Source organism: Schaalia odontolytica, from assembly GCF_024584435.1.
GTDB lineage: Bacteria > Actinomycetota > Actinomycetes > Actinomycetales > Actinomycetaceae > Pauljensenia.
In genome coordinates, this window is sequence record NZ_CP102197.1 from 1,961,373 (window position 1) to 1,973,747 (window position 12,375).

A 12,375-nucleotide genomic window follows, 5' to 3' on the forward strand; every position below is an offset into this window, starting at 1 on the left:
ACCGGCCCAGGCCGGGGCTGGCCTGCGGGTGGACGCGCGGCCCCATGGCGGGCGATGCCTCGGTGCTGGCCCGCACGGACGTGTGCAGCGGCGGACACAGGAGGGGGCACCCCATCCACCTGCTGGTCGTCGGCGACAATTCGCGGTCGATAGCCGCTCCGGTGACCCGAGACCTGGCCGACGCCTTCCCCGGGCTCTGCTTGGACAGGGTGGAGGGTGTGGCCGACCTCGCGGAATACGGCGCGAGCCTGAGGGTGGGCGACCACGTTCTCATGGGTCTGGTCACCTCCGAGGTGGACGACATTGACGCGCTGATCGACCGAGCCGGTGCGATCCCGGCGCTGCGTGGCATGCAGTGGGTGGTCGTCACGGACGCGGCCGAGCACAGGGACCTCACCCGGTGCATGCAGTCGGGCGCCCTGTCCTCGGTGCTGAAGTCCCCGTGGACGTTGCCGCTCCTGGCAGGCCAGGCGTACTCGACGATGGTGCGCTACCTGCGCGGATGCGGATACTCGGAGAGCCAGATCCGATTCCTCATCGCCGACCCCCCGCCCTTCGCGGTTCAAGGACCCCTCCTGGAGGGGCTCGACCGAGACGAGCGAGAGGTGGTCATGGAGCTCCTGGCGGGCGTTGAGAGGGTCCTCGGACACCGCCCGCGCCTGGTCGTGCCGGGGGGAACCCAGTTGGTCACCCAGGGGGAGCCCGTCTGGGCCGTCTACCTCGTGCTCGACGGGAGGGTGTCCCTGCACCGGGACTCGGCGAGGGGCGAGGTTCTCGCCCACCTGGCGTCCTCCGGTCCGCTCATCGGTCTCGTGTCCCTGGCTCGCGCCGAGAACGCGTTCTTCACGGGCACGACGATGGGGGAGGCGACCCTCGTGCGTCTGACGACCGAGCAACTACAGATCGTCATCTCCGAGGACCCCTCCATCGGCGCCACCCTGACGGCCCTCGCAATCCGTTCCCTGACCCGGCGCCTCATGAGGGCCGAGGACCTGCACCTGGAGAATGCGATGCTCGCCGAGGACCTCGAGGCTCAGAAAGAGGCACTGGCCGCCACCCTGGAGGACCTGCGTGCCACGCGGGCCGAGCTCGTCGAGCGGGCGCGCTTCGCGATGCTCGGCGAGCTCAGCGCCGGCATCGCCCACGAACTCAACAACCCCGTGACCGCTCTGGTGCGGGCCGCCAAGCACCTCCACGAGGACGTCGATGCGGTCCTGGCGTCCCCGGCCGCGGCCTCGTCGCGGGAGGCGATGGCGCGCGCCCTGACCGCGCCGCCGCGCTCGACCTCCGTCGAACGCGCCCTCATTAAGGAGCTCCTGCCCGTCGTCGGCGATCGCACGGTGGCACGCCGCCTGGTTCGCGCCGGAGTGCAGGGGGCGGACGGTGCCCGCGCGCTCGCGCGCACCCCCGGAGGCATCGACGCCTACGAGGCGGGGGCGCGCCTGGGAGGGGCTCTGCGATCCGTGCTCGCCGCCTCCGACCGCGTCATCGAGCTGACGCAGTCCCTGAAGGGCTACGCGCGTCCCGACACCGAGGACCTCAGGCCCGTCGACGTGCGCGACGGCATTGACGACGTTCTGCGCCTCACCGCGCACCGGGTGAGGGGCATCCGCATCGACTGCGACTACGAGGACGTTCCGCCCGTCTACGCTCACCCCGCGAAGCTGCAGCAGGTCTGGACGAACCTCATCGTCAACGCCGCCGAAGCCATCGAGGACGAGTGCGCCGACAAGGCCGCCGCCGCGGAGCGCGACGGCACGATCCCCGAGCTGCCCGCCCGCGGCGAGGCGGATGCGTTGATCCGCATCACCGTGCGCCCCGCGGAGGGAGGCGTGAGCGTCACGATCAGCGACAACGGCCCCGGCATTGACCCGGCAATAGTCGACAAGATCATGGAGCCCCACTTCACGACCAAGGCGGGGCGCATCAGATTCGGTCTGGGCATGGGCATGTCCATCGTCCGAACCATCATCGCCGACCACGGGGGCTGCCTCGCGATCGACACACACCCGGGGTCCACGATCATGCGGATCCTGCTGCCCACACAACCACACGAGGAGGAATCATGACCCTGACAATCCTGTCCCTTGAGGATGAAGCGGACGTGCGCGACGCGCTCGAGCGCGATCTCGAACAGTTCTGGGACAAGATCCGGCTCGAGGTCGCCGAGGATGTCGACGACGCCTGGAGCGTCATCGACGAGATCGTCGAAGACGGAGACGAGCTGGCGCTCGTGCTGTCCGACCACCGGCTACCCGGGAAGTCGGGCGTGGATTTCCTGGTGGAACTCACGAAGGATGAGCGCTTCGGTGCGACCCGGACGGTGTTGGTGACCGGCCAGGCGGACCAGTCGGACACAATCCGGGCGGTCAACCAGGCCGGCCTCGACTACTACGTCGCCAAGCCGTGGAACCCCGAGGAGCTGCGCGCGGTCGTGCGAGATCAGCTCACCGAATACGTCCTCGAGGCCGGGGTCAACCCCCTGCCCTACGTGAGCGTTCTCGACGGTGTACGCGTCATGGAGGCGATCCGCTGACCGAGCGAAGTGGGCCGCCGCCCACCGACGAAGGTGAGCGGCGGCCCCGCGGCGCACCTCAGCTCGCGGAGGGCTGGCCCGGGTCGTTGCACATCGTGATGCCCTCGAAGCCGGCGGCGCCCAGGACCTGGAAGATCTCGTCGAGGAGGAGCATCGGCTCGGCGGTCCCCGCGGCGAACTCGGGGTGTCGGATCTCGATGGCCGCCATGCCGCGCGGGTCCGTTACCGGTTCGGTGTCGAACCTCTGCGACAGCAGGGCGTTGGCCTCCTCCAGGTCGTCCGGAGACCCGAAGGCCCAGGTGACGGCCTTGTTGCCAGCACCCGTGGGCGTTCGGTGAATGTACATGCGCGTCATGAGGATGTGACGCCCGCAGCGCGGAAACACGTCGCCCACGCGGGTGAACAGGGCGATGTCGGCCAGCTCCCCGCCCATCGAGGAATCGACCAGCGCGTACGCGTAGGCGCCGATGCCGCGCAGGGTCAGGGAATCGGCGAGCAACCCCATGACCTCGTCGCCGAAGGGCTCGGACTGAAAGTACACGCCCTCCCCGGTGGCCGGAGCATCCGGCCCCAGCAGCGAAATCTCAAAGCCCGCGTCGGCGAGCGCGTCGCGCACGAGAGCAATGTTGTGCTCGGGGAAGGGGTGCAGGGCAGCCGCGTTCGCGGCGATGCGCTCGACGAACACGTACGTGGAGAAACCAAGCTCAGGCATGCCCCAATTGTACGAGGCCGTCAACGAAGGGAGTCAGCGCAGGCACAGCCCCTGTTCGTGCAGGACCTCAAGGATGGGGGACACGTGCGCGCCGCCCACCCCGATGCTGGTGCCCACTAGGTGCGTGAAGGACTCCAGGCGCGAACCGCTGCGCAGGTCGTAGTACTCGGTGACCTCGCGGTCGTAGTCGGCCAGCAGCTCCGCGTAGGACTCCACGCGCGGGTACGTGTTGCGCGCGGTCATCACAGAAAGGGGCAGGCGCGGCTTCCGACCCGGCTCCTGGTCCGAGTGGCCCACGAGGAGCCCCACGATTGGGAAGGTCAGCTCCGGCAGCTTCAGCGCCTGAACGACCGAGCGCGGGTCTGCGAGGATAGAACCCAGGTAGACGGTGCCCAGCCCCATGGACTCGGCGGCCACCACCACGTTTTGCGCGGCCAGCAGCGCGTCTTCCGCCGCCGTGAGGAACAGGTTCATCGAGGACAGGGCCTCGGAGGAAATCCCCTGTTCGGCGCGGATACGGCTGTTGCGGTACAGGTCAGCGAGGAAGATGAAGAGATCGCCCTTCGTGCCGCCCACGTAGGGCTGACCGGATGCCGTGCCAATCGCCTCGCGGACCTGCGGGTCGGTGATGTGCAGGATCGTGCAGGACTGCAGGTAGGAGGAGGTGGCGGTGTGTCGGGCCACGTCCATGAGCGTGGCGACCTCGGCCTCCGTGAGGGGCTGGTCCTTGTAGGCGCGGATCGTGCGGTGTGCCAGCTGCAGGGCAATGGTGTCGTTTGTCATGCGTTCATTCTACGATTGACGGTGTGAAACGAATCGAGCCATTTGGTCCCTTTGTGCTGCCGGCCGACGTGACTCCCGTCGCGCTTGCCGCTCCCGCGGGGGAGCTCAGCGGCCTGCTTGTCGGCCCGAGCGCCCCCTCCCTCGTGGATGGCACCCCAACAACCCGCACCGCCCCATCCCCCGGCGATGCCGGGGCGAATAGGGTCCTCCTCGTCCCCGGCTACACGGGGTCAAAGGAGGACTACGCGCCCGTCCTTCCCTTCCTGGGCCGAGACGGCTGGGACGCCCTCGCCTACTCGCAGCGAGGCCAGGGCGGTTCCGCCGCTCCCGTGGGCCTGGGTGCCTACGGGATGAGTGACTTTGTCGCGGACCTCGTCTCGATCGCCGAGGCATGGGCCGGGGCCTCGGGGCGCGTACACCTCGTGGGTCACTCCTTCGGTGGGATTGTCGCGCGCGCGGCAGTCATCGCCCGGCCTGATCTCTTCGCTTCCGTCACCCTGTTTTGCTCCGGGCGCGCCGTCTACGACTGGATGAACACCCTCCCGGTTCTCGACCCCCTGCCCGTGGGCGAGGGGGCACGCGAGCAGGTGCTGCGCGCCTACTTCCCGGACATGACGCTCACCGAACCCGCGGTTGGCTGGGCGGAGTTTCAGCGCGTGCGAGCCCTGGCAACCTCCTCGGAGAACCTTGTGGGAATTGCGCGGATACTCTCCGAATTGCGTCCCGACACCCCCGCGCTCGCGGCTACGGGTGTTCCCGTCCATGTCTTGTACGGGGATCAGGACGAGATTTGGCCGCCGTCGTGGTACGCGCAGGAGGCCTCGGAGCTGGGTGCCCGCGAGAGCGTCATCCGGGGCGGAACGCACAGCCCGCAGCTGCAGTTCCCCGACCAGTGGGCGCGCCTGGCGAGCGGATTCTGGTCTGACGTGGAGTCGGGGTCGCTGGTCTGGTCCCTGTGACGAACGCGGGTGTGACATCGTCCCAAAACCGTGTTTTGTGGCGCGTGGGCGTGAGCTTCGACGCTTAGTATTGGGGCCATGAACAAGCGTTCTCTTCTCACCGCAGTGCTCGCGCTCGGCCTGGGTCTCACCGCCCTGACCGGATGCGCCACCGATTCCGACCCCGCCCACTCCTACGTGACGCCGAAGGACGTCAAGACCGTTGAGCGTCCCATCGCGCAGATCGACGACAGCGGCGTCAAGGTTCCCGAGAAGCGCGACCTCAAGGTCAAGCTCGCCGACTCCGACAAAGCCGTGAAGTGGACGATCGAGGTCTCCGATCCGACCGCCCTCGAGGTTGGCAAGTCCGAGAAGAACGTCGTGACCCTGCACCCGCTGCGTGCGCTGGGCGAGGACGAGGACGCAGTGACGGTGACCCTGACCGACCCGGACGGGATCTCCACGACCTTCCCGGTGACCATCACCGCGGGCGCTAACTGAATCTACCGTTGATAGGGGACCGGGATCATTCGATCCCGGCCCCCCTTGTCGCGCGGCGCCGCCACGAGAGCCTGACGACGCGCGCACAAAAACGAGTGTCGATGGCTCAGCGCCGCCGCCACTGGTTCACTTGGTGAACTTATCCTTCAAGTCCTCGGCGACCTCGGTGGCCTTGTCCTTTACGTCCTCGGCGACCTCAGCGGCCTTGTCCTTGGCAGTCTCAACGGCCTTCTCGATGTTTTCGCCAGCCTTCTCGAAACCCTCTTCGGCCTTCTTGGACAGATCTTCCAGACCCATGCGGTCCTCCTTGAATTGTGCTTCCGCCCGTTTATCCGAGCGGATGGTGTCCATCCTATCGCAGCGTGTCCGGGCCGGTCTCGGGATGGACAGGAAAACGCATGGCGCCGTGGAAAGGTATGAATATCGACTCCCGTGCGCCTGTGGCCGCGGTGTGGCGGGGGCCGCGCCGTGACGCTCGTGGGTCACTTGGGTCAGTGTGCAACCACGACCACCCCTGGCTGGCTTGCTTGTGGCCCCCGTGAAACCGAGACCGCCCCTGCCTGATGGGCTTCTGGCATTCGTGAAACCGAGACCACCCCTGCCTGGCCACAAGCGCCCATATGAGCCGTTTGCGGAGAGACGGGGGTGGTGGGAGTTTCAATTCGGTGGCTCCCGGCAGAAGCAGGGGCGGGGCCGGTTTCACCCGCGGTCGCACGCCGTGTGTGGGGGCGCGCTCGCCACGCTGTCGGAGCGGCGAAGGTGCGGCGTAAGTCCTACGGCGGTGCTCCCAGCCGCACTGGCGGCGCTGTTGGGGCTGAAGGGGGGGCGTAACGGTCGGGCGGCATCCGTGGGTACGAAAGCGCCGCAGGAGGCATGCGCTGTTACTCGCAGGCGACGCCGTCGTTGTCGCGATCGAGCTGAGGTCGATAACCCGGCTCGCCCCGATAGATGGGAGCGGCACCGGCTCGGCGTGCTTCGGTGCAGTTCTTGTAGTACGTTCCCCCGGGTTCTCGTGCGGGTGCCGACTCCCGTGCTTCGGTCGTTTCCTGGGGGATTGGGGCAGCAGGGGTAGCAGCGGGCGCGGGGGTTGGAGTTGGTGAGGGGCGAGGGGGGCCGCCACGAGAGCCTGGCGACGCGCGCCCGGCTGGAATTGGCGCGTGTTACAGGCGTTCGATGAACTCCCGAAGGGCGCGCAGCGGCAGTACCAGGTGGCTATCCGTCCCTGGACAGGGGACGAAGTGGGAGGACTGGCCGAGGTAGAAGCTGCGCGCCCGGTCATCGGCGCAGTGAACCAGGAGGGCTGCAAAGCCGACGTCATTGCTGAGCTTGTAGGCCCGCAAGAGGGCATCTTTGAACAGGGCGGAGCCGATGCCTCGTCCCTGCGCGCGCTGATCGACGGCGAGGCGAGCGAGGAGAAGAATGGGGCACGGGTCCGGGCGCCTGCGTGGCTTGAGCGCATCCGGGAGCGTGCTGCGCTCCACGGCCCCCATTGCCAGGGCGTAGAAGCCGAGCGTCTTGGGCTCCTGCGTTGTGATGAAAATGCGGGCGTTGCCGGCGCTGTGGTTCTGCCAGGCGAAGCGGTGGAACCAGTCGTCGATCTCGGCGTTGCCCGACTGGAATCGCTCTCGCTCGTCCTTGCGTGTCAGGGGCCGAGGCTCTTGCAGGACCGTCGCGTACATCAGCGTTCAGGGGTGCGCGGGTCGTCGAGGTCGATGTGGGTGCCGAAAGGCGACGGGCGATTGAGGAGCTTGCGCAGCTTGGGATCGTCCTTGAGTGAGGTCTGGAGGATCTCTTCGAAGCGAGCGTGGTCCTCTTCGCTCAGGATGAAGACGCGCTGGTCTGCCAGGCGGCGCTGGGCTTCCATTGTGACGGTGGACAGAGTGAATTCGCTGACGCTGCGTCCTTCCTGTTCGGCTGCGCGACGAATGAGGGTGTCCTGTTTGTCGGTGAGGCGCAGATCTAGGCGCCGTGTCTTTGTGGTGCTCATTAGAGCCTCTCTTTCATCTGTACGGAGATTATCCGTACAGGCGTTCACGATAGCACCTACCCGGTGAGAAATCCAGCCCGACCATCGTTGCGAAGTACGATCCGGGCCTGTGCGCGCCTGTGTAGGCATGGGAGGGGCCTGGGCGCGGCGCATCGGGGTTCTCTCAGGGACAGACCCGGGCTGCCCCCCATAGAAACGGGTGCGGCGCGGGCCTATCGTCGAAGCATGACACAGAACACGGCGGGTCTGGTGACCCAAGCACTGACGAAAACATACATGCGCGGACAGACCCCTGTTCACGCGCTCGCTGGGGTCGACCTGACCCTGCCGCAGGGCACGCAGGTCGCGATCATGGGGCCATCCGGTTCGGGAAAGACGACGCTCCTGCACTGCCTGGCCGGCGTCCTGCGCCCCAGTTCCGGGTCCATCTCCCTCGACGGCCAAGAGATGACGGCCATGTCGGAGAAGGAGCTGTCGGACCTGCGCCTGAAGCGTTTTGGCTTCGTCTTCCAGGACGGACAGCTGCTCCCCGAGCTGCCCACGGAAGAGAACATCGCGATGCCTCTCATGCTCTCGGGTACACCCAAGGCCGAGGCGGTATCCCGAGCTCGGGACATCCTGCGCAACCTCGGCCTCGATGGCGCGGGTCCCTATCGGCCCGGACAGCTCTCGGGCGGACAGGCGCAGCGCGTCGCCATCGGCCGCGCGCTGGCCACCGACCCGTCGGTCATCTTCGCCGATGAACCCACGGGCGCCCTCGATCAGGCGACCGGCGGCGAGGTCATGTCCCTGCTGACCAGCGCGTGCGCGACAACTGGCGCGTCCCTCGTGTTGGTCACCCACGATCCGGCGGTCGCGAGCCGGCTCCCCCACACGATTCACGTGCGCGACGGTCGCATCTCCCTGTCGGAACGAGGCGGCGGCCCCCAGGCCGCCACGGCCTCGACCCAGACGAGCCCAGGCGTGCCCGCAGCGGGCGCCACGCGCGAGGGGGTCCAGCGATGAGTTCGGTGCGCACCGCAGCAGAGGCCCTGCTGCGCTCCCGCGACCGGGCGACATCCACCCTGACGGTCGCCGCCTTCGCCTTGCCGCACGCCGTGTTGCTGGCGGTCACCGGCGGGGTCATGGCCTTCATGTCGCGTTCCGCCGCGGCGAGGGCTACCGGTCTGGCCGACGACCCGACCACCATCGAGGGTGCGATGGTCATGTACGTCCCGCTGGCGTTCTTCGCCGCGACCCTCCTGGTCGTCCCGATCATCTCGATGGGTGCGGCCGCGGCCCGCCTGGGCATGAGCAGGCGCGAACGCGACCTCGCGGTGCTGCGCCTGGTGGGCCTGGCACCCGGCAAGACCAAGCTGGCGTGCATCGTCGAAACCTGCGTCTTCGCGGCCGTCGGTGTCCTCGTCGGCTCGATCCTGTACGCGGTGACGCTTCCCGCGTGGGGGGCGCTGTCCTTCCAGGGCCGCCCGATGGGGGTCGGCGAGATGTGGGTGGGGGTCCTGGTTCTCCTGGCCGAGGCCGTCGCCATGATCCTCCTGGCCGCGCTCTCCTCGTGGCTGGCCATGCGCAAGGTGGCGATCACCCCTCTGGGCGTTGCGCGACGCTCCCACGCCGGTCGGGTGAGCGCCTTCGGTCCGATCCTGGCGGTGGTTCTCCTCGTGGCGTGGCTCGTCGTGGGCGGGTTTGCCATGAACCTGGGTGCCGCGATCGGCATGGCAATCTTCATGGGCTTCCTCGGAGCGATCTTCCTGGTCGTGAACCTGCTGGGCATCTGGTCGATCAGCGTGATGGGCCGCATCATGGCGCGCTGGGCTCGCAGCCCGCAGATGATGGTGGCAGGCCGACGCCTGGCCGACGACCCGCGCAGCGTGTGGCGTTCTTTCGGTGCAGTGGCCCTGGTTGGCTTCATCGTGGGCGTGATGTTCCCGATGAGCTCGGTGATCTCCGCGGAGGGCAACACGGCCATGGATGAGGTCCAGCGAATCGTCAACGGCGACATCCTGCGCGGCATGATGCTGACCTTCGCGATCACCCTGGCGCTGGGAGCGGTGTCGACGGCCGTCAACCAGTCCATCCGCGTCATCGACTCGGCCGAGCAGATGCGCGCCCTGTCCTACATGGGGTCCCCGCGGGGCTTCATGGATCGTAGCCGTCGCCTCGAGGTCGCTCTGCCCGCCTTCGTGATGGTGGGGGGATCGGTGCTGATGGGGATGGTGTTCATGTCCCCGTTAATTCCTTCTGGAGCGGTCAGCGGTTTCGTCGCCGCCATCGCCGCGGCGCTCGTGGGTGTCCTCCTCATCGTCGCCGCCTCCGAGGCGACGGTCCCCCTGCGTCGCCGCATCCTGGCGAGCATGCGCGAGGGGCGCGAGTAGGGGGCGTTCCTGCCCTCGCTGTCGACCCGTCGGCCCCGGCCTCGTGTGAGAAACGAGGCCGGGGCCGATCGGCGCAATGACGGCGACAACGACCGCCGAAGCCTATGTGACGGGCACCTCACGAATGGTAGACTTGTCCTGTTAGGTGATCGCATGACTTCGACGGAGAAAACATGTACCGGTCGTCTTCCCAGTACTCTCACGCGGGGGGAGTGGGCGGAGCCGCGCGAGGGGCGCGGACCGCGAGGCCGCGGACGCGTCGACGGCCTCGCCCTGCCGCGCCCTCGCACTCGCTCGCGCAGCGCCCGGGAACGCGAACGGGCTTCGAGGCGGACCGGGAGGCCGGAGGTGAAGCGGCACCCGCGCACCGGCACGGCAAGAGCGCGGGACTGTTGGCGCCGAGCATCGGCGTTGCTGTCCTCGTCGCGCTCGCCCTGGCGGCCGGCGCGCTGTGGTGGTTCTAGGCCGGTCCATTCACGTCAAGAACGAGGAGGGGAGCTGATGAGTGAGAACGGCATGCGGCCTGCGCCCGGCCGACCGTCGTCTGCCGAGGCCCCGGCCCCGTCCCCGCCCCACGCGCCGCCGCCCGCCCCTATGCCGCGGCAGCAGGGGCCTATGCCGCCCGTGGTGTTCCCCCAACCCGCGCCACCGAAGCGACGGGCACACCGAGAGTGGCTCAATTGTGCCGTCGTCACGATGCTTCTTCTCTTCATCCCACATGTCGTCACGTTCTTGATTGATTTGCGGCCGGGGGATCATTCAGACAACGGCGACGGTCTTTATGTGATTCCCGGGTTGCTCCTGATTCCCTGCGTGCTCGCCGGCCACCTGATGGCCGTTCTGACCTTGATTATTGGGGTTGTCGAGTGGTTCGGATGGGTGCGGGCGGGGTATCGTCGGCGCGCCGTCTCAGTCCGGATGATCGTCGCCCTACCCGTGGCCTTGTTGGCCGGGGTTCTCTTCCTCGTGCTCTACTGGCACCTGCCCCCCAACATCTGAGGGCGCCTGTCCGGGCAGCGTCCGCCGCCCGCCCCTCGCCGGTGGTGCTCGGCCGTCGCCCGGCGTGGACGCGCCGATTCGGCGTCGGGCACAATGGAGGCATGAACACCCCCACCAACCCCGCGCTCTACACCGGTGCCGACCTGCGCCTGGCTGCCGTCGACATGGACGGCACCCTCCTGGATGACGACAAGAACTTCCCGCCCGGCATGGACGAGCTCCTCGACCGGATGGATGAGCGCGGCGTCACCTTCGCCCCCGCCTCGGGCCGCCAGGTGTGGACTCTCCTCGACATGTTTCCGGGGCGACCGGGGATGACCGCGATCGGCGAGAACGGTGCGATTGTCATGCGCGACGGGGTCGAGGTCTCCTCCAGCCCCCTTGACGCCCCCACGGTGCGCGAGGCTGTCCGCCTCGTGCGCGAAGCCACCTCGGGCCCCGACGCGATCGACGGCGGCCTGGTCATGTGCGGCAAGAAGTTCGCCTACGTTGAGCGCACCGACGACGAGTATGTTGCGGGCGTTATGCCCTACTACCACCGCACGCGGCGCGTCGAGGATCAGATGGCCGTCATCGACGCGATCGAGGCGGGGCGCAGTGACGACGCGATCGTCAAGCTCGCCGTCTACACGCCGGGGCCGGTCGCCCCGCTCGCGCAGGCAACCCTGGCCAACTTCGCGCACTCTCACCAGTACGCGATTTCGGGGGCGAACTGGGCGGACCTACAGGTCCGAGGCGTCGACAAGGGGCGCGCGGTGCGTGATCTGCAGCGTTTCCTCGGGGTTACGCGTGAGCAGACCGCCGTCTTCGGGGACGCCGGCAACGACCTGTCCATGATGAGCGAGGGCGACCTGTCCTTCGCGATGGCCAACGCGTCGCCCGACGTCGTGGAGGCCGCGCGCTTCGTCGCTCCCTCCAACAATGAGGCCGGCGTCGCCCAGGTGCTGCGCGTCCTCCTCGGCGATGATCCACTCGTGAAGGACCGACTGTGACGAAACCGAATCCCAACGTCTATGACCCCGGCACCTATCCGGCGTTCAATTCCGGCCAGCCCATGGTCGATGGCTCCCGGGCGACCAAACCCGCCGTCCCTGGGCGACGCAGGGGCATGATGCTGGGCGGCGTGTGCCGGGGGTTTGGGATTACTGGACTTGTCGTCTTTGCGCTGGTCGTCGTCGGGACGCTCGTGTATGTGATGATTCCGACGGATGAGTACTCGAGGGGGCTGGCCCCGCTTGCCTTTATCTTCATGGCCGGTTTTGGTTCCGTCCCCGTCGTCTTGGTGAACATCATCGGGCTCATTATCGGCTTCGTTGCGCTCGCACAGGTGGAGGATCCCGCCGATCGCGCGTATGTCCGCCGATCGCTTCTGATGAACGCTCCGCCTCTCATCATTGTCGCCGTCGTCGTTGCCCTGATTGGTGTGCTCTACGGGGTTTTGTCCCTCTCTTCGGTGCTGTAGGGCGCGTGCGTTTGCGCCCGACGAGGCTCGCTGCATCGCCGGACGTCCTCGGTGGCGCGTCTTGCGGCCTCGGCACCCCTTCGGT

The 12,375-nt window shown here is 67.8% G+C and carries 16 protein-coding genes; 10 read left to right on the forward strand and 6 right to left on the reverse strand.

Going from position 1 to position 12,375, the window contains the following annotated elements; translation table 11 throughout:
• The first annotated feature begins 44 nt into the window (after positions 1 to 44).
• Positions 45 to 2,069 carry a sensor histidine kinase gene (locus NQK35_RS08720; protein WP_257114794.1) on the forward strand — a complete coding sequence of 675 codons (2,025 nt, stop codon included), beginning with the start codon at positions 45 to 47 and terminating at the stop codon, positions 2,067 to 2,069.
• Positions 2,066 to 2,536 carry a response regulator gene (locus NQK35_RS08725; RefSeq protein WP_048741194.1) on the forward strand — a complete coding sequence of 157 codons (471 nt, stop codon included), beginning with the start codon at positions 2,066 to 2,068 and terminating at the stop codon, positions 2,534 to 2,536. The genes NQK35_RS08720 and NQK35_RS08725 overlap by 4 nt, the downstream gene beginning before the upstream one ends.
• 58 nt (positions 2,537 to 2,594) lie before the next feature.
• On the opposite strand, the gene NQK35_RS08730 is transcribed toward NQK35_RS08725, so the two are convergent.
• A complete protein-coding gene (locus NQK35_RS08730) occupies positions 2,595 to 3,248 on the reverse strand; it encodes a hypothetical protein (protein WP_257113908.1) in 654 nt (217 codons plus the stop codon).
• 33 nt (positions 3,249 to 3,281) lie between these two features.
• Positions 3,282 to 4,031: an NADPH-dependent oxidoreductase gene (locus tag NQK35_RS08735; RefSeq protein WP_009212759.1), complete on the reverse strand. Its 750-nt coding sequence runs from the start codon at positions 4,029 to 4,031 to the stop codon at positions 3,282 to 3,284.
• 23 nt (positions 4,032 to 4,054) lie between these two features.
• On the opposite strand from NQK35_RS08735, the gene NQK35_RS08740 reads away from it, so the two are divergent.
• A complete protein-coding gene (locus NQK35_RS08740; RefSeq protein ID WP_257113909.1) occupies positions 4,055 to 4,990 on the forward strand; it encodes an alpha/beta fold hydrolase in 936 nt (311 codons plus the stop codon).
• 78 nt (positions 4,991 to 5,068) lie between these two features.
• Positions 5,069 to 5,470 (forward strand): hypothetical protein, encoded by a 402-nt coding sequence (locus tag NQK35_RS08745; RefSeq protein WP_048741190.1) that lies wholly within the window; start codon positions 5,069 to 5,071, stop codon positions 5,468 to 5,470.
• Positions 5,471 to 5,596: 126 nt separating this feature from the next.
• Here NQK35_RS08745 and NQK35_RS08750 read toward each other — a convergent pair whose 3' ends face one another.
• The 4 genes from NQK35_RS08750 to NQK35_RS08765 form a co-directional block, all read right to left on the reverse strand.
• Entirely contained in the window at positions 5,597 to 5,767 is a 171-nt protein-coding gene (locus NQK35_RS08750; protein ID WP_048724674.1) for a hypothetical protein, read from the reverse strand.
• A gap of 584 nt (positions 5,768 to 6,351) precedes the next feature.
• Positions 6,352 to 6,621 (reverse strand): excalibur calcium-binding domain-containing protein, encoded by a 270-nt coding sequence (locus NQK35_RS10565; protein ID WP_306456030.1) that lies wholly within the window; start codon positions 6,619 to 6,621, stop codon positions 6,352 to 6,354.
• Between the two features lie 9 nt (positions 6,622 to 6,630).
• Positions 6,631 to 7,149, reverse strand: coding sequence for a GNAT family N-acetyltransferase (locus NQK35_RS08760; protein ID WP_009212755.1), 519 nt, complete (start codon positions 7,147 to 7,149; stop codon positions 6,631 to 6,633).
• Positions 7,149 to 7,457 (reverse strand): type II toxin-antitoxin system TacA family antitoxin, encoded by a 309-nt coding sequence (locus NQK35_RS08765; protein ID WP_048741185.1) that lies wholly within the window; start codon positions 7,455 to 7,457, stop codon positions 7,149 to 7,151. Before NQK35_RS08765 ends, NQK35_RS08760 begins: the two co-directional genes overlap by 1 nt.
• Positions 7,458 to 7,682: 225 nt before the next feature.
• On the opposite strand from NQK35_RS08765, the gene NQK35_RS08770 reads away from it, so the two are divergent.
• From NQK35_RS08770 to NQK35_RS08795, 6 genes are all read left to right on the forward strand, one after another.
• Complete coding sequence (locus tag NQK35_RS08770; RefSeq protein WP_257113910.1) at positions 7,683 to 8,462, forward strand: ABC transporter ATP-binding protein; 780 nt, start codon at positions 7,683 to 7,685, stop codon at positions 8,460 to 8,462.
• Positions 8,459 to 9,829 (forward strand): ABC transporter permease, encoded by a 1,371-nt coding sequence (locus tag NQK35_RS08775; protein ID WP_257113911.1) that lies wholly within the window; start codon positions 8,459 to 8,461, stop codon positions 9,827 to 9,829. The genes NQK35_RS08770 and NQK35_RS08775 overlap by 4 nt, the downstream gene beginning before the upstream one ends.
• 173 nt (positions 9,830 to 10,002) lie before the next feature.
• Positions 10,003 to 10,293 carry a hypothetical protein gene (locus NQK35_RS08780; RefSeq protein ID WP_257113912.1) on the forward strand — a complete coding sequence of 97 codons (291 nt, stop codon included), beginning with the start codon at positions 10,003 to 10,005 and terminating at the stop codon, positions 10,291 to 10,293.
• Positions 10,294 to 10,525: 232 nt separating this feature from the next.
• Positions 10,526 to 10,828: a hypothetical protein gene (locus NQK35_RS08785; RefSeq protein WP_009212750.1), complete on the forward strand. Its 303-nt coding sequence runs from the start codon at positions 10,526 to 10,528 to the stop codon at positions 10,826 to 10,828.
• A gap of 101 nt (positions 10,829 to 10,929) precedes the next feature.
• Entirely contained in the window at positions 10,930 to 11,820 is an 891-nt protein-coding gene (locus NQK35_RS08790; protein ID WP_257113913.1) for an HAD-IIB family hydrolase, read from the forward strand.
• A complete protein-coding gene (locus NQK35_RS08795) occupies positions 11,817 to 12,290 on the forward strand; it encodes a hypothetical protein (protein ID WP_202812263.1) in 474 nt (157 codons plus the stop codon). Before NQK35_RS08790 ends, NQK35_RS08795 begins: the two co-directional genes overlap by 4 nt.
• Positions 12,291 to 12,375: the final 85 nt, after the last annotated feature.